The sequence below is a fragment of the Pseudomonas putida genome, assembly GCF_028682455.1.
Lineage (GTDB): Bacteria > Pseudomonadota > Gammaproteobacteria > Pseudomonadales > Pseudomonadaceae > Aquipseudomonas > Aquipseudomonas putida_AA.
Genome location: NZ_JANHLD010000002.1, coordinates 1,003,317 through 1,025,728, shown reverse-complemented (window position 1 = coordinate 1,025,728; position 22,412 = coordinate 1,003,317). Strand labels below are relative to the sequence as shown.

General features: G+C 63.2%; 19 protein-coding genes. 16 read left to right on the top strand and 3 right to left on the bottom strand.

The features are described from left to right. Nucleotides 1-30: 30 nt before the first annotated feature. Nucleotides 31-900: a MurR/RpiR family transcriptional regulator gene (locus tag NPS58_RS15180; protein ID WP_274116173.1), complete on the bottom strand. Its 870-nt coding sequence runs from the start codon at nucleotides 898-900 to the stop codon at nucleotides 31-33. Between the two features lie 150 nt (nucleotides 901-1,050). On the opposite strand from NPS58_RS15180, the gene NPS58_RS15175 reads away from it, so the two are divergent. Continuing rightward, nucleotides 1,051-2,076, top strand: a complete 1,026-nt coding sequence (locus NPS58_RS15175) for an Ldh family oxidoreductase (RefSeq protein ID WP_274116172.1) — start codon at nucleotides 1,051-1,053, stop codon at nucleotides 2,074-2,076. Between the two features lie 46 nt (nucleotides 2,077-2,122). On the opposite strand, the gene NPS58_RS15170 is transcribed toward NPS58_RS15175, so the two are convergent. Next, on the bottom strand, nucleotides 2,123-2,557 hold the full coding sequence (locus tag NPS58_RS15170; RefSeq protein WP_274116171.1) for a hypothetical protein: 435 nt from the start codon (nucleotides 2,555-2,557) through the stop codon (nucleotides 2,123-2,125). Between the two features lie 65 nt (nucleotides 2,558-2,622). After that, nucleotides 2,623-3,684, bottom strand: coding sequence for a hypothetical protein (locus NPS58_RS15165; protein WP_274116170.1), 1,062 nt, complete (start codon nucleotides 3,682-3,684; stop codon nucleotides 2,623-2,625). Between the two features lie 111 nt (nucleotides 3,685-3,795). Here NPS58_RS15165 and NPS58_RS29645 point away from each other — a divergent pair, with 111 nt between their 5' ends. From NPS58_RS29645 to NPS58_RS15095, 15 genes are all read left to right on the top strand, one after another. Next, complete coding sequence (locus NPS58_RS29645; RefSeq protein WP_366141738.1) at nucleotides 3,796-4,209, top strand: response regulator transcription factor; 414 nt, start codon at nucleotides 3,796-3,798, stop codon at nucleotides 4,207-4,209. After that, nucleotides 4,161-4,388, top strand: a complete 228-nt coding sequence (locus NPS58_RS15160; RefSeq protein WP_274116169.1) for a response regulator transcription factor — start codon at nucleotides 4,161-4,163, stop codon at nucleotides 4,386-4,388. Before NPS58_RS29645 ends, NPS58_RS15160 begins: the two co-directional genes overlap by 49 nt. A gap of 90 nt (nucleotides 4,389-4,478) precedes the next feature. After that, the gene (locus NPS58_RS15155; protein WP_274116168.1) at nucleotides 4,479-5,672 is read left to right on the top strand and encodes an aromatic amino acid transaminase; all 1,194 of its coding nucleotides are present in this window, start codon (nucleotides 4,479-4,481) and stop codon (nucleotides 5,670-5,672) included. Nucleotides 5,673-5,921: 249 nt separating this feature from the next. After that, on the top strand, nucleotides 5,922-7,199 hold the full coding sequence (locus NPS58_RS15150) for a serine/threonine transporter (protein WP_274116167.1): 1,278 nt from the start codon (nucleotides 5,922-5,924) through the stop codon (nucleotides 7,197-7,199). A 164-nt stretch (nucleotides 7,200-7,363) separates the two neighbouring features. Next, nucleotides 7,364-7,864, top strand: coding sequence for a thiol peroxidase (tpx, locus tag NPS58_RS15145; RefSeq protein WP_274116166.1), 501 nt, complete (start codon nucleotides 7,364-7,366; stop codon nucleotides 7,862-7,864). Nucleotides 7,865-8,063: 199 nt separating this feature from the next. Then, nucleotides 8,064-9,347: an MdtA/MuxA family multidrug efflux RND transporter periplasmic adaptor subunit gene (locus NPS58_RS15140; protein WP_425313072.1), complete on the top strand. Its 1,284-nt coding sequence runs from the start codon at nucleotides 8,064-8,066 to the stop codon at nucleotides 9,345-9,347. After that, the gene (locus NPS58_RS15135; protein WP_274116164.1) at nucleotides 9,344-12,445 is read left to right on the top strand and encodes an MdtB/MuxB family multidrug efflux RND transporter permease subunit; all 3,102 of its coding nucleotides are present in this window, start codon (nucleotides 9,344-9,346) and stop codon (nucleotides 12,443-12,445) included. Before NPS58_RS15140 ends, NPS58_RS15135 begins: the two co-directional genes overlap by 4 nt. Beyond that, nucleotides 12,442-15,549 carry an efflux RND transporter permease subunit gene (locus NPS58_RS15130; protein ID WP_274116163.1) on the top strand — a complete coding sequence of 1,036 codons (3,108 nt, stop codon included), beginning with the start codon at nucleotides 12,442-12,444 and terminating at the stop codon, nucleotides 15,547-15,549. Before NPS58_RS15135 ends, NPS58_RS15130 begins: the two co-directional genes overlap by 4 nt. After that, the gene (locus tag NPS58_RS15125) at nucleotides 15,546-17,042 is read left to right on the top strand and encodes an efflux transporter outer membrane subunit (protein WP_274116162.1); all 1,497 of its coding nucleotides are present in this window, start codon (nucleotides 15,546-15,548) and stop codon (nucleotides 17,040-17,042) included. The genes NPS58_RS15130 and NPS58_RS15125 overlap by 4 nt, the downstream gene beginning before the upstream one ends. A 134-nt stretch (nucleotides 17,043-17,176) precedes the next feature. Next, entirely contained in the window at nucleotides 17,177-17,488 is a 312-nt protein-coding gene (locus tag NPS58_RS15120; RefSeq protein WP_274116161.1) for an NIPSNAP family protein, read from the top strand. 151 nt (nucleotides 17,489-17,639) lie between these two features. Continuing rightward, the gene (locus NPS58_RS15115) at nucleotides 17,640-18,365 is read left to right on the top strand and encodes an IclR family transcriptional regulator (protein WP_274116160.1); all 726 of its coding nucleotides are present in this window, start codon (nucleotides 17,640-17,642) and stop codon (nucleotides 18,363-18,365) included. A gap of 20 nt (nucleotides 18,366-18,385) precedes the next feature. Continuing rightward, nucleotides 18,386-19,324: a formimidoylglutamase gene (hutG, locus tag NPS58_RS15110; protein WP_274116159.1), complete on the top strand. Its 939-nt coding sequence runs from the start codon at nucleotides 18,386-18,388 to the stop codon at nucleotides 19,322-19,324. Between the two features lie 46 nt (nucleotides 19,325-19,370). Then, nucleotides 19,371-20,579 (top strand): sodium/glutamate symporter, encoded by a 1,209-nt coding sequence (gene gltS, locus NPS58_RS15105; protein ID WP_274116158.1) that lies wholly within the window; start codon nucleotides 19,371-19,373, stop codon nucleotides 20,577-20,579. Between the two features lie 112 nt (nucleotides 20,580-20,691). After that, entirely contained in the window at nucleotides 20,692-21,855 is a 1,164-nt protein-coding gene (locus tag NPS58_RS15100; RefSeq protein ID WP_274116157.1) for a hypothetical protein, read from the top strand. Between the two features lies 1 nt (nucleotide 21,856). Next, the gene (locus tag NPS58_RS15095) at nucleotides 21,857-22,405 is read left to right on the top strand and encodes a hypothetical protein (RefSeq protein WP_274116156.1); all 549 of its coding nucleotides are present in this window, start codon (nucleotides 21,857-21,859) and stop codon (nucleotides 22,403-22,405) included. The last annotated feature ends 7 nt before the right edge of the window (nucleotides 22,406-22,412 follow it).

The window sequence follows — 22,412 nt, the reverse complement described above, 5'->3', positions numbered from 1 at the left end:
TCACACCTCGATCTGTTGTTTGCACTCTTGCTATTGTTTGCTCGCTGACGTGTAGCCAACGAATTCGTTGTGTAGAGCGGCAGTTGCTTCCAAGCGTTTTTCAACATCCGGTCCTAGCTTCTTGCAGACCTCGTTGACCATCAGGTGTACCCACGACAGCATCGTCGCGGTGGACTCCCAGAACAGATTGAATTCGGTGGGGATACGAAACACCTCATCGGCGTTGGCATCGGCCCAGTCACAGAAGGTGTCGGTAACCAGTGTTACCGGGATGCCCGCCTCGCGGGCCTTGCGGCACAGGGTCAGGGCATGGCGTGAATAGCGGCGCGCCTCGAACACCACCAGGGCGCTGTCGGCCGGGTCGCTCAGCAGCACGTCGCCAAAATGCCCGGCGCTGCCGTCGACCACCTGCACGCCATCGCGCAGGTACTGCAGCAGGTGGGTCATGCACAGGGCGATGCCGCGCTCGGTCTGAAACCCGGCGACAAACACCTTGCGCCGCTGTGCCAGGCGCTGGCTGACGGTTTGCCAGGCCTCGGTACGGCTGTATTCATAGACCCGCACCAGCGCCCCGACTTCCTGCTCGAGGCTGCGGGCGACGCCGGCAGCATCCTTGCCATGGTGTTGGCGGAATTCTTGCAAACGATCACCGACCAGCCAGGGACCATCGCCCAGGTCGTCCTTCAGATCGTGCTTGAGGGCCTTGAGGTGCTCGTAGCCCAGGGCACGGCAGAACCTGCCGACGCTGGATTCGCTGACGCCGATTTTCGCCGCCAGGCTTGCCGAGGTTTCGAACGGCAGGTCGGTCAGGTTGGCGAGCATGTAGCTGGCGATCTTGCGCCCCGAAGCGGCTGCGTTATGCAGGCTGTTTTCCAGGCGTTGCTTGATCGGTTGGCTCACGGGCGATTCTCGGAGGCGGTTGCACTTGGAAACAGAAAATGAATGTTTTCTGTCATCAAGTCAACATTTGACAGTTTGCTGTCACTGCGCGAGAGTTCCCGGCATTGCCCAGCGCTGCAGCCCATACCAAATCCAATAAGGGAGCTTCAGATGTCCGCACGCCCCGACACTGCTGTCACGCAAATTGCCTTTGCCGACTTGCAGGCCTTGTTGCACCGGATCTTCGTTCAAAATGGCACCAGCGATGCGGTGGCCGCCAGCCTTGCCTACAACTGCGCCAGCGCCCAGCGCGATGGCGCTCACAGTCATGGCGTGTTTCGTATTCCCGGCTATGTGTCGACCCTGGCCAGCGGCTGGGTCGATGGCCAGGCCGTACCGGTGGTGACGGACGTAGCCAGCGGTTTTGTGCGCGTCGATGCCCAGGGCGGGTTCGCCCAGCCCGCCCTGGCAGCTGCCCGTGAGCTGCTGGTGAAAAAAGCCCGCAGTGCCGGAATCGCGGTGCTGGCCATTCACAACTCGCATCATTTCGCCGCGCTCTGGCCCGATGTAGAGCCCTTTGCCGAAGAGGGGCTGGTGGCCTTGAGCGTGGTCAACAGCATGACGTGCGTGGTGCCCCACGGCGCTCACCAGCCGTTGTTCGGCACCAACCCGATTGCCTTTGCCGCGCCCTGCGCCGAGAGCGACCCGATCGTGTTCGACATGGCCACCAGCGCCATGGCCCATGGCGATGTGCAGATCGCCGCGCGCAAGGGGGAGCAGTTGCCCGATGGCATTGGCGTCGACAGCCAAGGCCAGCCGACCCGTGATCCGCAGAAGATTCTCGACGGTGGCGCTCTGCTGCCCTTTGGCGGGCACAAGGGCTCGGCACTGTCGATGATGGTCGAGTTGCTGGCCGCGGCATTGACCGGCGGCAACTTCTCGTTCGAGTTCGATTGGTCGCAGCACCCCGGCGCGAAGACACCCTGGACCGGGCAATTGATCATCGTCATCGACCCCGCCAAGGCCGAAGGCAATCACTTTGCCGAGCGCAGCCGGCAACTGGTGGAGCAGATGCGTGCGGTGGGCTTGAGCCGCATGCCCGGCGAGCGACGTTTTCGCGAGCGCGAGGCCAGCGAGCAGGAAGGCGTGAGCCTGACGGTGCAGGAGCTCGAGCAGTTGCAGGCGATGGCAGGGTAGGCCGGATGAAACCGCCCCGGGCCGCCACACGGCCCGGGGCGAACACCTACAGCTTGAACGCGTCGTACACGCCGATACTGCTGGCATGATCGACGTGGGCCTTGCGGTAGTGGCAGCACTCCTTGCGATTGTTGGTATTGCCGCCAAAACCGGAGGCGTTCTTGATGACTTCGTACTTGGTGGTGCCCTTCCAGGTCACGATCCAGTTGATACGTCCCGAATAGTCGAACTCCGCGTTCCTGGCATCGAGCTGGCCGAGAAAGTCGCCGATGTCTTCGAGCGTGTCCTTGTACATGAACATCACTGTGTTGGGATATTCATGGTCCATTTCCTCCACGCGCGCCTGCAGCACGATCCCTGCGCGATGGATGACCGCCTTCAGGTCGTCGTCGACCACCGGCATTTCCACGAACGGCATGATGCCGTGATCGCCCAAGGGGCGAATGTGCTTCACAAAAAAATCGTCGGTCAGGTTGTACATGTCCGTGTCCTCACGGCAGCCCTTCGGGGGCTGCCTCCTTGCAAGTGGATTGATCGACAGGCTGGTCAGCGCTGAAGGTCCTGGGCCGACGTCTTGCCCGGCCATACGCCGGTCATCTGGATTTCACGGCTGCCGGTCAGCCACTGGCCCAGCGGGCTCGGCCAGCTGAAGCTGTAGTTGTCACTGTTCATCACCCCCTTGAACTTCACCTGGGCACTGATGTTGGTGGCGTTGAGTGGGATGTTGCCGACGGTTTTCGACAGGCCGCCACTGAGGCTGAACGACTGGTGCTGCTTGCCGGTGGGCGTGTCGTAGTCGAGGGTGATGTCGGTGATGTAGGTACAGCCGGGCTTGTTGTTGAACAGGATCTGCAGCCCGCCCAGGCGGGTGATCCAGTTGGGGATCAACAGGTCGCCGTCGAACGAGGCGAAGGTGTAGGCGATCGGGATCGGCTGGCTGGCCAGCGTGCTGGCCTTGTCGGGCCACAGGTGCTGGTCGACGCTTTTGGTCTGGTTGGTCGACACGTAGGAGCCCTTGGCGTCGGCACTGGCCAACAGGTCCTGGACACCGCCCACGGAGCCTGTGACCGAGAACGACGAGCTGTTGTCCTGGGAGCCGACGTTGAGCCCGCTGGTGGCGTAGATCACGCTGGTGACCACCCCGAACCCCTGGGCGATGCCGTTGCTCGAGGCCATGCTGACGCGCCCCGCCTGGTCCTTGAGCCATTGCAGGGTCTGCGGCTGGGTCAGCACCGTGAGGTCGGCCAGGTACGACTCCGAGGCGATACCAAACTCCGAGGCGATGGAGCCGGTGGAGGCGAAATCCCACTTCACTTCCGTGCCGGCGGTGATCTTGGTGCCGGTTTCAGGGTCGGTGGCCGAGCCGTCCAGGGTGACGCTGCTCTGGGTGCGCTTGACATTGCTCGACGACAGTTTCCATTGGTTGGGAGCATTGCGCGTGCTGATCGTCAGCCCTGGCGCTTGCTCCTGCACCAGGGTGAAGTCGCCATTGTCGGGAGACACAAAGCCGACACAGCCAACCTTGAGTTTCTGGTCGAGGGTCCAGTTGCCCCAGTACGCGGCGCGGCCGTTGCGGATCAGATCGGTAAACGAGCGGTTCCAGTTCATGGTGTGCATTCCTTTTCCATTGAGTGAGGCCGAGCAGCGACTCGCGGCGACATTCCCTGCCGCCGACCACCGGGTTGAAAAACGTCGGCAGCTGAATGATCTATCCGTCAAATGGGTAGGAACATTCGGCAAATGCGGTATGCAAAAAGGCCTGGTTGCACCCGGCTTGACAGGGGTAGGGCAGCTCCTAGGCTTGGATTTCAGGCGCGGCAAGCCATCGCGCGGCAGCGAACAGTTCAAGGATCGAACATGCGATTGAGCGACCGGGAATCCGAAGTGCTTTCGTGGGTTGCGCGTGGATTGACTGATCGGGAAGTTGCCCAGCGGTTGTCCATCGCGCTGTCCACGGCGCGCAAACACCGCGAGAACCTGCTCGCCAAGCTCGAGGTCGGCAGAGCCAGTGCGCTGGTGGCGCGCTACCTGTGCCTGGCCTCAGCCCCGACCTTGAGGGCGGGCAGCCAAGGTTGCCGACGCCGTTGTCTGCACGTGAACAGCACGTGCTCGGCTGCCTGGCCCAGGGGCTGAGCGACAAGCAGGTTGCCCGTGCGCTGGGTATCAGCGACCAGACCGCGCGTACTCATCGACGCAATATGCTCGACAAGACGGCGACGGCGAATGTCTGTGCGCTGCTGCACCTGGCCTTCACTCAAGGCTGGCTGCCCTGGCCGTGCAGGGACCACGGCGTGCAGGAGCGCACAGATTAGTTGCACCAACGGACATGTTGCTTCGGCGCGGCTACAGGTATCCTCGGCACAGTCTTTTTCGATTTGCCCAGACCCAAGGAGCTGCACGCTGTGTTCAAACATGTCGATGCCTATGCCGGCGATCCGATTCTGTCCCTGATGGAGACCTTCAAGGCCGACCCGCGCGCCAACAAGGTCAACCTGAGTATCGGCCTGTATTACGATGCCGCAGGCGTGGTTCCGCAACTGGCGGCGGTTGGTGAAGCCGAGCGACGCATGGCCGGCCAGCCTCACGAAGCCTCGCTGTACCTGCCGATGGAAGGCTTGAACGGCTATCGCCAGGCCATCCAGGCGCTGCTGTTCGGCGCTGAGCATCCGGCCGTGCAGGGCGACCGCGTGGCCACCGTGCAGACCGTCGGCGGTTCCGGCGCGCTGAAAGTCGGAGCCGACTTCCTCAAGCGCTACTTCCCGCAATCCCAGGTATGGGTCAGCAATCCGACCTGGGACAACCACCGGGCGATCTTCGAAGGCGCGGGTTTCACCGTCAACACCTACCCGTACTTCGACCCGGCCTCCCGCGGCCTGGACTTCGACGGTATGCTCGAGACCCTCAAGACCCTGCCGGCCAACAGCATCGTCCTGCTGCACCCGTGCTGCCACAACCCGACCGGGGTCGACCTGAGCCAGGCGCAATGGCAACAGGTGATCGAGGTGGTCAAGGCGCGCAACCTCATCCCGTTCCTGGACATCGCCTACCAGGGCTTCGGCGAAGGCCTGGTCGAAGACGCCTATGCCATTCGCGAAATGGCCCGCGCCGGTGTGCCGTGCCTGGTCAGCAACTCGTTCTCGAAGATCTTCTCGCTGTATGGCGAGCGGGTCGGGGGCCTGTCGGTAGTCTGCGACGACGCCGATACCGCCCAGAGCGTGCTGGGCCAGCTCAAGGCCACCATCCGCCGCAACTACTCCAGCCCGCCCAACTTCGGTGCGCAACTGGTCGCGGCGGTACTTGGCGATGTCGCGCTCAATGCCCAATGGGCGGCCGAGGTCGAGCAGATGCGCCTGCGTATCCTGGACATGCGCCAGGGGTTGGTGGATGCCCTGGCAGTGCTGCTGCCGGGCCGGGACTTCAGTTTCTTCCTGAGCCAGCGCGGGATGTTCAGCTACACCGGCTTGAGCGTCGAGCAGGTCCGTCGCCTGCGTGACGAGTTCGGTGTGTACCTGATCGACAGCGGCCGGGTATGCATGTCGGGCCTGCGCCCGGACAACCTGCAGCAAGTGGCCGAGGCGATTGCCGCCGTTCAATAAACCGTGTGTCGGAGCGGGCTTGCCCCGCGATAAGGCCAGCCCAGGCAATACAAATGCACTGGTTGTACCTGCCTCATCGCGATGTAAGCCCGCTCCAACGTAAAAGGTGCAACCGCTCCTCGGTCAAGACTTTGCAAGTGCAACCAATGGGCGCACAATCGCGCCCCTCTTTGTATGGTTGAGCTACGGTGAAGCCTCTGGTTCGCTGTTCTCAGCCCTGTTGCAGTTTGCGAGTGGAGTTGCACCCGGATGAACGAGCAGGCCCAAGGCGTTGAACAACGCTACGAATCGACCCCAGTTGCCCTCGGCAGCTGGTCCCGTCAGGACACTACCTGGATGCTGGGCCTGTTTGGCACAGCCATCGGCGCCGGAACCCTGTTCCTGCCGATCAACGCAGGCGTCGGTGGCTTCTGGCCCCTGCTGATCCTGGCGCTGCTTGCCTTCCCCATGACCTACTATGCCCACCGCGGGCTGACCCGCTTCGTGCTCTCCGGGCGCGAGGGGGCCGACATCACCGACGTGGTTGAAGAACACTTCGGTATCCAGGCCGGTGCCTTGATCACCTTGCTGTACTTCTTTGCCATCTTCCCGATCCTGCTGATCTACAGCGTGGCGCTGACCAACACCGTGGGCAGCTTCATGCAGCACCAGCTGCACATCGAGCCGCCACCGCGCGCCGTGTTGTCGTTCGTGCTGATCCTGGGCCTGCTGGCTATCGTTCGCTGCGGCGAGCAGGCCACCGTGAAGGTCATGAGCCTGCTGGTCTACCCGTTTATCGTCGCCCTGGCATTCCTGGCGGTGTTCCTGATTCCGCATTGGAGCGGCGGTATCCTCACTACCGCAACCGAGGTGCCGTCGGGCGCTGCATTCCTGCACACCCTGTGGCTGGCCATTCCGGTGATGGTGTTCTCGTTCAACCATTCGCCGATCATCTCGGCCTTTGCCGTCGACCAGAAGCGCCGCTATGGCGTGAATGCCGATGAGCGCAGCGGCCAGATCCTGTGCCGCGCCCACTTGCTGATGGTGGCGATGGTGATGTTCTTCGTGTTCAGTTGCGTACTGACCCTGACGCCGGCCCAACTGGCCGAAGCCAAGGACCAGAACCTGTCGATCCTTTCGTACCTGGCCAACCACTTCAGCAACCCGACCATCGCCTTTGCCGCGCCGCTGATCGCCTTCATCGCCATTGCCAAGTCGTTCCTGGGCCACTACATCGGCGCCAGCGAAGGCCTCAAGGGCTTGATTGTCAAGAGCGGCAAGCGTCCCGGCGCCAAGGCCCTGGACCGCATGACCGCCGCGTTCATGCTGGTGATCTGCTGGATCGTCGCGACCCTTAACCCAAGCATTCTGGGCATGATCGAGACCCTGGGTGGCCCGGTGATCGCCGCGATCCTGTTCCTGATGCCGATGTACGCTATCCGCAAGGTACCGGCCATGCGCAAATACAGTGGGCAAATGTCCAATGTGTTCGTGGTTGCCGTAGGCCTGGTGGCGATCTCTGCGCTGGTCTACTCGCTGCTCAGCTAAGGCCGGCAAGGCTGTCCGAAAGCAGGATTGTCTGCTTTCGGATGGCTGATTTGTCCACAAAAATTGTCTGGCAATGCAACAATTTATCCTTCCCCCCATAGGTGTCCTGGCACTTTCATGATTAACTTTGGTCCTTTACTCACCCCCGCATAAGGACTCAGCTCATGGCTCAAGTGACACTTAAAGGCAACCCGGTTCAGGTCAAGGGCGATCTGCCGAAAGTCGGCGCCCAGGCGCCAGCGTTCTCCCTGGTTGGTGCTGGCCTGGCTGACGTGACCCTGGCAAGCCTTGCCGGCAAGCGCAAAGTGCTGAACATTTTCCCAAGCGTCGACACCCCTACCTGCGCCACCTCGGTACGCACCTTCAACAAGAAGGCCGGCGAGCTGAACAACACCGTGGTGCTGTGCATCTCGGCCGACCTGCCATTCGCCCAGGCGCGCTTCTGCGGCGCTGAAGGCCTGGAAAACGTCCAGAACCTGTCCACCCTGCGTGGTCGTGAATTCATCGAGAACTATGGCGTTGCCATTGCCGACGGCCCACTGGCTGGCCTGACTGCCCGCGCCGTGGTGGTGCTGGATGAAAACGACAAGGTGCTGCACGCCGAGCTGGTTGGCGAAATCGCCGACGAGCCGAACTACGATGCAGCGCTGGCTGTATTGAAGTAATGCTTTGATCGCGGGCTTGCCCCGCGACGCTGTATCAATTGCAAAGAGTTGTTGCGGCCTGGACCTTGTCCAGGCCGTTTTTATTTAAACTTCATCGTCTTACCAACGTAAGCCAAGGTAAATTGCCGGTAAAGGCGCTTTGCTTATCTGTCTGCAGTGCTTATCGTTCAGCCTCCTCAAAAGAATTCCTATCCGCACAATGGTCGATCAACCGATGCTTTCTCGTTCCCGTTCCCCTCGTCGCTGGCTTGTCGGCCTGCTGATCCTGCTGCTGGTCGCCGGCCTGTGCTGGTGGCTGTGGCCGTCGCCAGCCGCCCACAAGGCGGCCGGTGCACCGGGAGGCAAGGGCGGGCGGCCCGGGTTCGGTGCCTTCGGTGGACCGGTACCGGTGCGCGTGGCACCGGCCACGGTGGGCGACTTCCCGGTTTACCTCAAGGCACTGGGCACGGTCACGGCGACCAACACGGTCAATGTGCGCAGCCGGGTCGCCGGTGAGCTGGTCAAGGTCAACTTCCAGGAAGGGCAGAAGGTCAAGACCGGCGATCTGCTCGCCGAAATCGACCCGCGCAGCTACCAGATCGCCTTGCAGCAGGCCGAAGGCACCCTGGCGCAGAACCTGGCGCAATTGAAGAACGCCCAGATCGACCTGGAACGCTACAAGGGCTTGTATGCCGAAGACAGCATCGCCAAGCAGACCCTCGACACCCAGGTGGCGCTGGTCGGCCAGTTCCAGGGCACCATCAAGACCAACCAGGCGGCGGTCGGTGATGCCAAGCTGAACCTGGACTTCACCCGTATCCGCGCCCCGATCTCCGGGCGCCTGGGCCTGCGCCAGCTCGACGTCGGCAACCTGGTGGCCGCCAATGACACCACCGCCCTGGTGGTGATTACCCAGACCCAGCCGATTACCGTGGCGTTCACCTTGCCCGAATCCGAACTCAACACGGTCCTTGCGCGCTACCGCAGCGGCGCCAAGCTGCCGGTGGAAGCCTGGGACCGGGGGGATACCCGGCAGCAGGCGGTAGGGGTGTTGCGCAGCCTCGACAACCAGATCGACACCACTACCGGCACCCTCAAGTTCAAGGCCTTTTTCGAGAACCAGGATGAAGCCCTGTTTCCCAACCAGTTCGTCAATGTGCGCCTGCTTGCCGACACCCTGAAAGACGTGGTGCTGGCACCTTCGGCGGCGATCCAGTTCGGTACCGACGGCTCGTTCGCCTACGTCATGGAGGGCAACGACAAGGTCCGTATCCGTCCCCTCAAGCTCGGGGTCAGCGATGGCGACAACACGGTGATCACCGAAGGCCTGGCCAAAGGCGACCGGGTGGTGCTCGAAGGCACTGACCGCCTGCGCGATGGCAGCGATGTAGAGGTGGTCGACGACAGCTCGCAAGTACCCGTGACGCCCGGCCAGCACCTGCAAGGCCAGGATGCCAAGGACGCTTCCGTGACCAAGGGCACCCAGGGCAAGGCCGGCGCATGAACCTCTCGCGGCTGTTCATCCTGCGCCCGGTGGCGACCACACTGAGCATGCTGGCCATCGTGTTGGCGGGCCTGATCGCCTACAAGATGCTGCCGGTGGCGGCATTGCCCCAGGTCGATTACCCCACCATCCGGGTCATGACCCTCTATCCGGGTGCCAGTCCCCAGGTGATGACCAGCGCGGTCACCGCGCCCCTGGAGCGTCAGTTCGGGCAAATGCCCGGGCTCACCCAGATGGCTTCCACCAGCTCCGGCGGGGCCTCGGTGCTCACCCTGCGCTTCAGCCTCGACATGAACATGGACGTGGCCGAGCAGCAGGTGCAAGCGGCCATCAACGCCGCCACCAATCTGCTCCCTACCGACCTGCCGGCCCCTCCGGTGTACAACAAGGTCAACCCGGCCGATACGCCGGTACTGACCCTGGCCATCTCGTCGCAAACCATGCCGCTGCCCAAGCTCAACGACCTGGTCGACACCCGGGTTGCACAAAAGATCGCCCAGATCGGCGGCGTCGGCATGGTCAGCATCGCCGGCGGCCAGCGCCAGGCGGTGCGGATCAAGGTCAACCCCGATGCCCTGGCCTCGGCGGGCCTGAACCTGGCCGACGTGCGCACCCTGATCGGCGCTTCCAACGTCAACCAGCCCAAGGGCAACTTCGACGGCCCGACCCGGGTGTCGATGCTCGATGCCAACGACCAACTGCGCTCCCCCGAGGAATACGCCAACCTGATCCTGGCCTACAACAACGGTGCACCGCTGCGGCTGAAGGATGTTGCCGAGATCGTCGACGGCGCCGAAAACGAGCGCCTGGCGGCCTGGGCCAACCAGAACCAGGCCGTGTTGCTGAACATCCAGCGCCAACCGGGAGCCAACGTCATCGAGGTGGTCGACCGGATCAAGGCCATGTTGCCGTCGATCACCGACAACCTGCCGGCGGGCCTGGACGTCACCGTGCTCACCGACCGTACCCAGACCATCCGCGCCTCGGTCAAGGACGTGCAGCACGAGTTGCTGATCGCCATCGCCCTGGTGGTGATGGTGACGTTCGTGTTCCTGCGCCGTTTCAGCGCCACCATCATTCCCTCGGTGGCCGTGCCGTTGTCGCTGATCGGCACCTTTGCCGTGATGCACCTGGCCGGGTTCTCGATCAACAACCTCACGCTGATGGCATTGACCATCGCCACCGGTTTCGTGGTCGACGATGCCATCGTCATGCTGGAGAACATCTCGCGCCATATCGAGGAGGGCGAGACGCCGATGCAGGCGGCACTCAAGGGCGCCCGGCAGATCGGCTTCACCCTGATCTCGCTGACCTTCTCGCTGATCGCCGTACTGATCCCGCTGTTGTTCATGGCCGATGTGGTCGGGCGGCTGTTCCGCGAATTTGCCATCACCCTGGCGGTGGCCATCCTGATTTCCCTGGTGGTGTCCCTGACCCTGACACCGATGATGTGCGCTCGCCTGCTCAAGCGCGAGCCCAAGCCTGAAGAGCAGAGCCGGTTCTACCGCGCCAGCGGCGCCTGGATCGACTGGATGATCGATTACTACGGCCGCGGTCTTACCTGGGTACTCAAGCACCAGCCGCTGACCTTGCTGGTGGCGGTGGCCACCCTGGGCCTGACCGTGGTGCTGTACCTGGTGGTGCCCAAGGGCTTCTTCCCGGTGCAGGACACCGGGGTCATCCAGGGGATTTCCGAAGCGCCGCAATCGGTGTCGTTCACGGCCATGAGCCAGCGCCAGCAGGCGCTCAGCGCGATCATCCTGCAGGACCCGGCGGTGCAGAGCCTGTCATCCTATATCGGTGTCGATGGCGATAACGCCACGCTCAACAGCGGCCGCTTGCTGATCAACCTCAAGCCCCATGGCGAGCGCGACCTCACGGCAGCCCAGGTGATCGCCCGCCTGCAGCCGGAAGTCGACAAGCTGATCGGCATCCGCCTGTTCATGCAGCCGGTGCAGGACTTGAGTATCGAAGACCGGGTGAGTCGCACCCAGTACCAGTTCAGCCTGTCGTCGCCGGATGCCGAGCTGCTGGCGCAATGGAGCGGCAAGCTGGTCGATGCCCTGCAGCAGCGCCCGGAACTCACCGACGTGGCGAGCGACCTGCAGGACAAGGGGCTGCAGGTGTTCCTGGTGATCGACCGCGACGCCGCCAGCCGCCTGGGCATCAATGTCGCCGACATCACCAACGCACTGTACGATGCCTTTGGCCAGCGGCAGATCTCGACCATCTACACCCAGGCCAGCCAGTACCGTGTGGTCCTGCAGGCGGATGCAGCGTCGACCCTGGGCCCGCAAGTGCTGGAGCAGATCCACGTCAAGACCAGTGAAGGCGGGCAGGTGCGGCTGTCGAGCCTGGCGCGCATCGAACAGCGCCAGGCACAACTGGCGATCGCCCATATCGGCCAGTTCCCGGCGGTGATGATGTCGTTCAACCTCGGCAAGGGCGTGGCCCTGGGCGACGCGGTCAAGGTGATCGAACAGGTACAGCAGGACATTGGCATGCCGGTGGGGGTGCAGACCCGCTTCCAGGGCGCGGCCGAAGCGTTCCAGGCTTCGCTGTCGAGCACCTTGCTGCTGATCCTGGCGGCGGTGGTGACCATGTACATCGTGCTTGGCGTGCTCTACGAGAGCTACATCCATCCGGTCACCATCCTCTCGACCCTGCCGTCGGCGGCGGTGGGCGCCTTGCTGGCGCTGATCCTGAGCGGTAACGACCTGGGCATGATCGCCATCATCGGCATCATTCTGCTGATCGGTATCGTCAAGAAGAACGCGATCATGATGATCGACTTCGCCCTGGAGGCCGAGCGCAACCAGGGCGTCGACCCGCAGACTGCGATCTACCAGGCGGCGCTGCTGCGCTTCCGGCCGATCCTGATGACCACCCTGGCGGCGCTGTTCGGCGCCATCCCGCTGATGCTTGCCACCGGCTCCGGCGCCGAGTTGCGCCAGCCGCTGGGCCTGGTGATGGTCGGTGGCTTGCTGGTCAGCCAGGTGCTGACGCTGTTCACCACGCCGGTCATCTACTTGTACTTCGACCGCCTGGCCCGTCGCTGGCGCCGTCAGCCTGACACCGTGGTGCAGGCCCAGCCATGAATCTCTCCGCGCCTTTCATCCGCCGGCCGGTAGCCACCATGCTGCTGAGCCTGGCGATCATGCTGCTGGGCGGCGTCAGCTTCGGCCTGCTGCCGGTGGCACCGCTGCCGCAGATCGAGTTTCCGGTGATCGTGGTCCAGGCCAACCTGCCCGGCGCCAGCCCCGAGGTCATGGCCTCGACGGTGGCCACGCCGCTCGAGCGCTCCATGGGGGCGATTTCCGGGGTCACGACGTTAACCAGCAGCTCCAGCCAGGGCTCGACCCGGGTCATCCTGGGCTTTGACCAGGGCCGTGATGTCGACGCAGCGGCGCGCGAGGTGCAGGCGGCCATCAACGCATCGCGCAACCTGCTGCCCAGCGGCATGCGCAGCATGCCCACCTACAAGAAATTCAACCCCTCCCAGGCACCGATCATGGTGCTGGCGCTGACCTCAAGTGTGCTGCAGAAGGGCCAGCTCTATGACCTGGCCTCGACCATCCTGTCGCAGAGCCTGTCGCAGGTGCCCGGGGTAGGGGAGGTGCAGATCGGCGGCAGCTCCCTGCCTGCGGTGCGCATCGAGCTCGAGCCGCAGTTGCTCAACCAGTACGGGGTGGCCCTTGACGACGTGCGCCAGACCATCGCCAATGCCAACCAGCGCCGGCCCAAGGGCTTTATCGAAGACGGCCAGCGCAACTGGCAGGTGCAGGCCAACGACCAGCTGGAAAAAGCCAAGGACTACGAGCCCCTGGTGATTCGCTACCAGGATGGCGCAGTGCTGCGCCTGAGCCATGTGGCCAAGGTCAGCGATGCGGTGGAAAACCGCTACAACAGCGGCTTTTTCAACGACCAGCAGGCGGTGTTGCTGGTCATCAACCGCCAGACCGGCGCCAACATCATCGAGACGGTGAACAAGATCAAGGAGCAATTGCCGGCCCTTGAGTCGCTGATGCCGGCCAGCGTCAAGCTGGACGTGGCCATGGACCGCTCGCCGGTGATCACCGCGACCCTCAAGGAAGCCGAGCATACCCTGATCATCGCCGTGGTCCTGGTGGTGCTGGTGGTGTTCCTGTTCCTGGGCAACCTGCGCGCCTCGCTGATCCCGACCCTGGCGGTGCCGGTGTCGCTGGTGGGCACCTTTGCGGTCATGTACCTGTGCGGCTTCTCCCTGAACAACCTGTCGCTGATGGCGCTGATCCTCGCTACCGGCCTGGTGGTCGATGATGCCATCGTGGTGCTGGAGAACATCTCCCGACATATCGACGACGGCGTGCCGCCGATGCGCGCCGCCTTTCTGGGGGCCAAGGAAGTCGGCTTCACCTTGCTGTCGATGAACCTCTCGCTGGTGGTGGTATTCGTCTCGATCCTGTTCATGGGCGGCATTGTCGGTTCGCTGTTTCGCGAGTTCTCCATCACCCTGGCGGCAGCGATCATTGTTTCGCTGGTGGTCTCCCTGACCCTCACGCCGATGCTCTGCGCACGCTGGCTCAAGGCCCATCCCGAGGGCGAGCAGACCCGTCTGCAGCGTTGGAGCGAGCAGCTCAACCAGCGCATGATGGCGGGCTACGCACGCACGCTGGACTGGGTGCTGCGCCACCGGCGCCTGACCTTGCTCAGCTTGCTGGTGACCATCGCCGTCAATATCGCCCTGTATGTGGTGGTGCCCAAGACGTTCCTGCCGCAGCAGGACACCGGCCAGTTGATGGGCTTTGTGCGCGGTGACGACGGCCTGTCGTTCCAGGTGATGCAACCGAAGATGGAAATCTACCGCCGCGCCCTGCTCAAGGATCCGGCAGTGCAGAGTGTGGCCGGCTTCATCGGTGGCAACAGCGGCACCAACAACGCCATGATCCTGGTGCGCCTCAAGCCGATCAGCGAGCGCAAGGACTCGGCGCAGAAGATCATCGAGCGGTTGCGCAAGGAAATGCCCAAGGTGCCAGGCGGGCGGTTGTTCCTCATGGCCGATCAGGACCTGCAGTTCGGCGGCGGTCGCGACCAGAGCACTTCGCAGTTTCTCTATACCCTGCAGAGCAGCGAGCTGTCGGCCTTGCGCGAGTGGTACCCGAAGGTCGTCGCGGCCTTCAAGGCGCTGCCGGAACTCACGGCCATCGATGCCCGCGATGGCGGCGGCACCGAACAGATCACCCTGGTGGTCGATCGCGAGCAGGCCAAGCGCCTGGGCATCGACATGAGCATGGTGACGTCGGTACTCAACAACGCCTACAGCCAGCGGCAGATCTCGACCATCTACGACAGTCTGAACCAGTACCAGGTGGTGATGGAGGTCAATCCCAAGTACGCCCAGGACCCGCGCACACTGGAGCAGGTCCAGGTGATTACCGCGGACGGGGCACGGGTGCCGTTGTCGACCTTCGCCCATTACGAGAACAGCCTGGCCGACGATCGCGTCAGCCATGAAGGCCAGTTTGCCTCCGAGAACATCAACTTCGACGTTGCCGAAGGCTACAGCCAGGACCAGGCCATGGCGGCGGTCGAGCGAGCAGTGGCCAAGGTCGGCTTGCCCGAAGACGTGATCGCCAAGGTGGGCGGTACGGGCGATGCCTTTGCCAAGAGCCAGCAAGGTCAACCGTGGATGATTCTGGGGGCCTTGCTGGCGGTGTACCTGGTGCTCGGCATTCTCTATGAGAGCTACATCCACCCGCTGACTATTCTCTCGACACTGCCTTCGGCCGGGGTCGGGGCCTTGCTCACCCTGTACGTGGTCGGCAGCGAATTCAGCCTGATCTCCCTGCTCGGCTTGTTCCTGTTGATCGGCGTGGTGAAGAAGAACGCGATCATGATGATCGACCTGGCCCTGCAACTGGAACGCCATGAACACCTGAGCCCGGAGGAGTCGATCCGCCGGGCCTGCCTGCTGCGCCTGCGGCCAATCCTGATGACGACACTGGCGGCCATCCTCGGCGCCTTGCCGCTGTTGCTCAGCCATGCCGAAGGCTCCGAGATGCGCCAGCCCCTGGGCCTGACCATCATTGGCGGGCTGGTCTTCAGCCAGGTCCTTACGCTCTACACCACCCCTGTGGTCTACCTCTATCTGGACCGCCTGCGCCATCGTTTCAACCACTGGCGCGGCGTGCGCACCGATGCTGCTTTGGAAACCCCGCTATGACCCGACGTCCGACCCTTTCCAACCGCTCGCTGCAGCTGCTCGGCGCCCGTGGCTCACGCTTGCTGGCAAGCGGCCTGTGCCTGGCCATGCTCAGCGCCTGCACCCTGAGCCCGGACTACCACCGGCCGGAAAGCCCTACGCCTGTGCAATTCAAGCATGCGGCCGGCTGGAGTCAGGCCAATCCGTCGGATGCCCTGGCACGCGGTTCCTGGTGGGAGCTGTATGGCGATGCGCGGCTCAATGACCTGGTTGCCCAGCTCAACGCCAGCAACCAGACCGTCGCCCAGTACGAAGCCCAGTACCGCCAGGCCCAGGCCCTGGTGCGCAGTGCCCGTGGCGCACTGTTCCCAAGCCTGGACCTGAACGCTGGCAAGACCCGCTCGAGCCAGGGCACCGGTAGCTCCAGCTCCAGCCTGAGCAACAACAGCAGCGGTATCCGCGACACCTACAGCACCACCCTGGGCGTGAGCTGGGAGGCCGACCTCTGGGGCAAGCTGCGCGACGGCCTGGCGGCCAACGAAGCCAGTGCCCAGGCGAGCCTTGCCGACATGGCGGCCATTCGCCTGAGCCTGCAGTCGGAGCTGGTGCAGAACTACCTGCAATTGCGGGTCATGGATGAACAGAAGCGCCTGCTCGAAGCCACCGTCGAGGCCTACCAGCGTTCGCTGACCATGACGCAGAACCAGTACCGTGCCGGCGTCTCCGGCAAGGACGCGGTGGCCCAGGCGCAAACCCAGCTCAAGACCACCCAGGCCGACCTGATCGACCTGGTCTGGCAACGCGCCCAGTTGGAGAACGCCATTGCGGTGCTGTTGGGCAAGGCGCCGGCAGACTTTGCCCTGGCCGACAGCCAGGACATCCCGGCGCTGCCCGACGTGCCAGTGGCGCTGCCCTCGCAGCTGCTGGAGCGGCGTCCCGACATCGCCTCGGCCGAGCGCAAGGTCATGTCGGCCAACGCCAGCATCGGCGTGGCCAGGGCGGCCTACTACCCGGACCTGACCCTGAGCCTCAATGGCGGCTACAGCAGTAGCAGCTTCAACGACTGGATCAGCCTGCCGAACCGCTTCTGGTCGGTGGGCCCGCAGTTGGCCATGACCCTGTTCGATGGCGGCCAGCGTTCCGCCGAGGTCGATCGCACCGAAGCGGTCTACGACCAGACCGTGGCGCAGTACCGCCAGGCCGTGCTCGACGGCTTCAAGGAAGTGGAAAACTACCTGGTGCAGCTCAAGGTCTACGAAGATGAAGCGCGGATTCGCAGCGAAGCCCTGGACTCCGCCCGCGAGTCGTTGCGCCTGACCAACAACCAGTACAAGGCGGGCTTGATCGCCTACCTGGACGTCGTCAACGTGCAGACCACCGCCCTGAGCAACGAGCGCAGCGTTCTCAACCTGCTGCAGGGCCGCCTGGTGGCGAGCGTGCAGTTGATCGCCGCGCTGGGCGGCGGGTGGGATGCGCAGGCGGCGTTTGCCGAGGCGCCTGAAGAGGATTACTGATCGACCCTGTTCGCGGTGAACCGGATGACGGGCGTGGGCTTTCCAGCACCTGGGTGCACGCCCAGGCTTTCACTGCAGCGGGCCAACTGCGAGGATAGGCGTTTGCAACCCTCCACTAACAAGGAAGCACGCCTATGGTCACCTGCTATCTACGCTACGTCCTGGACCCTTGCAAACTCGTCGAGTTCGAACACTACGGCAAACTGTGGATCCCCTTGGTGGAGCGCTTTGGCGGCCAGCACCACGGTTACTTCCTGCCCAGCGAAGGCGCCAACAACATTGCCCTGGCAATGTTCACCTTTCCAAGCCTTGCCGAGTACGAGCGCTATCGCCAGGACTCCATGAACGATCCTGAATGCATTGCGGCATTCCAGTACGCCCAGGACACCCGGTGCATCCTCAGCTACGAGCGTTCGTTCTTCCGGCCGGTATTCGGCAAGGATTGATACCCCTGCGCCGCAGCCATTCGTCTGCGGCCTCTTGTCCAGGTGTGCCAGCACACCCTCCGTCGACTTTAATCAATAAAATTCCCACTCAGTGGGAATCCTGTTTCACTCCCTGGGAAAACTCTGTGCACCATGTTCGCAAGGAGCACACATGAACTACACCACCCCGACCGATCGCCTGCTGCAGATTCTCGTTGCCCTTGGCCAGGCCAATGAAGCCTTGTCGGCCAAGGAATTGAGCCTGCAGTTGGCGCAACCCTTGAGTAGCACCTACCGGCATCTGAAGACGTTGCTGCGCTGGGGGCTGGCCGAGGACAACGGCCACGGTCGCTATCTGCCAGGGCCTGCCTGCCTGCAGTTGGCGAAGAAGTTCGATCGCCAGGCGCTGTTGGTGTCGCTCGCCCAGCCCGAGCTCAAGCGCCTGGCAGAGCTCAGCCAGGAAAGCGTGGCGTTGATGGTGCCAAGTAACGGCCAGGCCATTTGCATCGAATTGTTCGACAGCGTGCAGCCACTGCGTTGCTGCTACCAGAAGGGCCTGGCCCAGCCGCTGTTGGTCGGCGCCTCGGCGCGGGTGCTGCTGGCACACATGGAGCCCGAGCGCTGCCAGGCGATCCTTCATGAGCATGGCGTGGATGCCGAGGGTTACGAGCGGTATCGCCAGAGCTTCATCCCCATTCGCGCCCAGGGCTACGCCGTGAGCCTGAGCGAAATCGACGACGGTATCTGGGGTGTCAGCGCCCCGGTCCTCGACAGCCGTGACCGCCTGCATGGGGCGATCAGCCTGATGGCCCCGGCGTTTCGCGCCGAGCACAACAGCGAGCGCCTGACTCGCTGGACCCGTGAGGTCGCCCTGCGCGTAGGTGCGCGGCTGGACTGAATCAACCTGGAGTACCCCGCATGACTGCAAATCTTGCCATGCCTCTCTGGCAGGGCCGTATCGATGCTGGCGAAGGATCGTTGGCGCTGCGCTGGCACCAGTGGGTGCAAGCCTACAGCCGCGCGCAACCACCCGGCACAACGCTGGTCGGGCTGGCCTGTGACGAGGGCGTTACCCGCAACCAGGGCCGCAGTGGTGCGCGCCAGGGGCCTCCGGCCCTGCGCAAGGCCCTGGCCAACCTGGCCTGGCGTGGCCAGCGCCCCCTCTATGACAGCGGCGACGTTGTCTGTATCGGGACTGACCTGGAGGGCGCGCAACTGGCCTATGCCAAGCGCGTCAGCCAACTGCTCGAACAGGGCCATTTGCCCCTGGGCCTGGGTGGCGGTCACGAAATTGCCTATGCCAGTTTCCTCGGCCTCGCCCAGCACTTGCGCAGCCAGCACCCGGCGCCACGCATCGGCATCCTCAACTTCGATGCCCACTTCGACTTGCGCCATGCCGAGCAAAGCAGTTCCGGCACGCCGTTCCGGCAGATCGCCGAATACTGCCAAGCGGCGGGCATGAGCTTCGACTACTGCTGCCTGGGGGTGAGCGAGCTGAACAATACCCAGGCCCTGTTCGACCAGGCGGCGCGCTTGAACGTGCGCTATTGCCTGGATCGACAAATGCAGCCCTGGAACATCGTTGCCATCGAAGCCTTCGTCGACGAATTTCTCGACGGCATCGACCACCTGTACATGACGCTGTGCCTGGACGTGTTGCCGGCAAGCCAGGCCCCGGGGGTCAGCGCGCCGTCGGCCCACGGTGTCGACCTGATGGTGGTCGAACATCTGGCCAGGCGCGCCAAGGCCAGTGGCAAGTTGCGCATGGCCGATATCGCTGAACTCAACCCGGGCCTGGACCAGGACAACCGCACCGCGCGGATCGGCGCGCGGCTGCTGGCAAGCCTGGTCGACTGAGCCGCTTACATCACTAATCCAAGTATAAAAACAAGAGTGCTTAACCATGCTGACATTGCAACTCGATGCACTGACTACCGTTGCCCTGGCGCTCCTGCTGCTGGCGATGGGCTCACAACTGAAAAAACACAGCTACTGGCTGCGCCAACTCTGTGTACCGGCGCCGGTGATTGGCGGCTTCGGCTTCGCCCTGGCGGTATGGCTGCTGCGTGACCAGCAACTGCTGGACATCAAGCTCGATACCGCGATGCAAACGCCGCTGATGGTGGCGTTCTTCACCACCGTCGGCCTTGGCGGCAGCCTGGGCCTGCTGCGCCAGGGTGGCAAGATCCTGTTCATCTACCTGGGCGCTTGCTGGGGCCTGGCCCTGTTGCAGAATCTGGTGGGTGTCGGCATGGCCAAGGCGCTGGGCATCGACCCGTTGCTGGGCATCATGGCCGGTGCCGTGTCGCTGGAAGGGGGCTTTGGTGCGGCGGCCGCGTTCGGGCCGATCGCCGAAAACCTGGGTACGGTGGGAGCGACTACGGCGGCCCTGGCCTCGGCGACCTTCGGCATGGTTGCTGGCGGCCTGCTCGGCAGCCCGGTGGCGCGCTACCTGATCGACCGCAAGAAGCTGGTGGTACAGGCCGACAAGGTCGACACCCTGCAAGCCCTGGAAAAAGCCAACGAGTCGCCGAGCGTCACCCTCGACGCCCCGGTGTTGCTGCGCCTGCTGACCTGCATGCTGGTGATCATGGTGCTGGGCTTCTGGATCGGCGATGCCTTGAAGGCGCACCTGGGCATCGTCCTGCCGGTGTACGTTGGTGCGATGTTCGTCGCCATTATCCTGCGTAACCTCAACGACCGCGCCCGGGTGATCGAGATTCCCGACAACGCGGTCAGTACCCTGGGGGACATCAGCCTGGGCATGTTCCTGACGATGGCGATGATGAGCCTCAAGTTCTGGGAGCTGGAACAACTCGGCCTGCCGCTGCTGGTGATCCTGGTGGTGCAGGTAGTGATCATGGTGTTGCTGTGTATCTTCGTGCTGTTCCGCCTGTTCGGCGGCAACTACGACGCGGCGGTGCTGTGCGCTGGCTACATGGGCCATGGCCTGGGCGCCACGCCGAACGCGGTGGCCAACATGGGCGCCATCTGTGACCACTACAAGGTGTTCTCCTATAAGGCCTTCATCATCGTACCGCTGTGTGGCGCGGTGCTGATCGACATCGTCGCGCTGCCGCTGATTACCTGGTTCATCAACGCCTTCAGCTGACGCTGGCAAAGGTCATTGATCCCTGCTGGCACTTTGCCTTGCCTGCTGGCATGCTCTCGCCCAATGGACGGCAGGCGAGTGCGTGCCGTGGGGTGGTCATGGAGAGCAGGCGTTGAGTGCAGAGAACAAGGCCAGGGCGGCACAGCTGAGTGTGCTGAACAAGTATGGCGTGCTGGCGGATTTCTCCGCGTTGCAAGAGGCCCAGTTGGACCGGGCGCTGAAGGGACCCGTTTCTTCGAAGGCTGCGCAAGGCATGACCTTCGCCAAATGGTGCGACCAGTTGCTGGGGCAGGGGGCGCGGGTACCGGTGGCCAGTTTTGTGGCGACGCCGGGGCAGACCCAGCTCAGTCGATTGTCTGCTACCGCTGACCTGGCCAAGAGCCTCAAGGCTCAGGAAAAGCAGCATCGAACCACCGTCAAAGGCTACCAACAACAGATCGAGCAACTGCAGGCCGAACTCGAGGCGTTGCGTGGCGAGCAGGCGAGCGCAGCCATGCCGGTGCAGCCATGGTCCCGCGAACTGCCTGCACAGCTCAGCTTCTGGTACTTCGAAACCTGTGAGCACTTGCACGAAATCCTCTGGGACATCCACGAAGTCGAAGGGGCTTTTTTCGAGCACCAGGGGCAGTTCAATCGCGACTACCGCCGGCGTATTGGCGAAATTATCGGCCAGGCCCTGTCTCACCTGGATATGTTGGGCTTCACGCTCGATGTGCAGTTGCAGGAAGTTCCAGGCAAGGCAGACAAAAGGCCTGCACCGGCGCCTATCGAGCTGTACCGCAGCCAGCCTCGCGAAGACGACGACCAAGGCCAGCAACGCTTCGAGTTCGTGGTGCAGGGTGTGCAAGCCGACGTCATCGAGGCTGCCGGCAATTACCTGCACCCTGAACGGGCACGACTGCAAATCGAAAAGCACAGCCGCTTTTCCTGCCGGGTCGATGTTGCCATCAGCCGGGCGCATGCCCTGGCCGAGGACGATGTGTTCCACCTCTCGTGCTACATGCACAAACTGTTCGAAGCCATGGCCCGTGCTGGCGACAAGCGCCCACGGGGCAGCCTGCGCGAGAAGGTGATCCTGTGCCTGCTGCTCTCGAGGACAGCACCTTGCACTACCGCCAGGCACCCTCGGGCAGGTGCGCTGCCTCGTCTGCAGGGTACTTTCTACCGGGGCATCCCTGCGCCCCAGGCCATCCGGCCGGGTGCGGAATCGGATGTCTCGCCTGGGAAAATCGTCGAGCACCTGTTGCACCTCATGCATATTCAGGGAGGTTACTGAGATGGCGCTGCACACGTACCACATCGCCGAACACAAACACCGCTACGCGGCCTGGGCGGCGAGCCGTGCCGCCAGTACCAAGACCTGCCGCTTCGATGTGATGACGGGCAAGACGATTATTGAAGCGGTGGGCCTGCACCAGTTGCTGGCCGATCCGTTGCTTTTGCCGGAGCCTGGCCAGATCGATATCGTCCATGCCCGCTGGTGCACGACGGCCATTGAAGTTGCCGCGGCCAAGGGGCTCAGTGGCTTCGGCCATGGCGTGGCAGCCAAACTGATCAACGTGTATCTCAAGGGTGCTTTTGTGTGTGGGGGCCAGGAGTTGCATCCGCATGTGCAGGCGCTGCACCCGCCGATTGATGCACTGCTGCTCGATGAGCTCTATCAGGGTGATGTGGGTGGTTTGCGCAAAATCTGGTCCGTTGCACGCAAGCAGCGTTGGTCGAAGTTCGATGCCGGCCAGTACCAGGCTGTGATCGATGGCATTCGTGTTGCGCTCGATGGCCAGCCGTTGTGGCGGGTCGAGGCGTACTGGCGAGGGTATCAGTAGTCGGTAG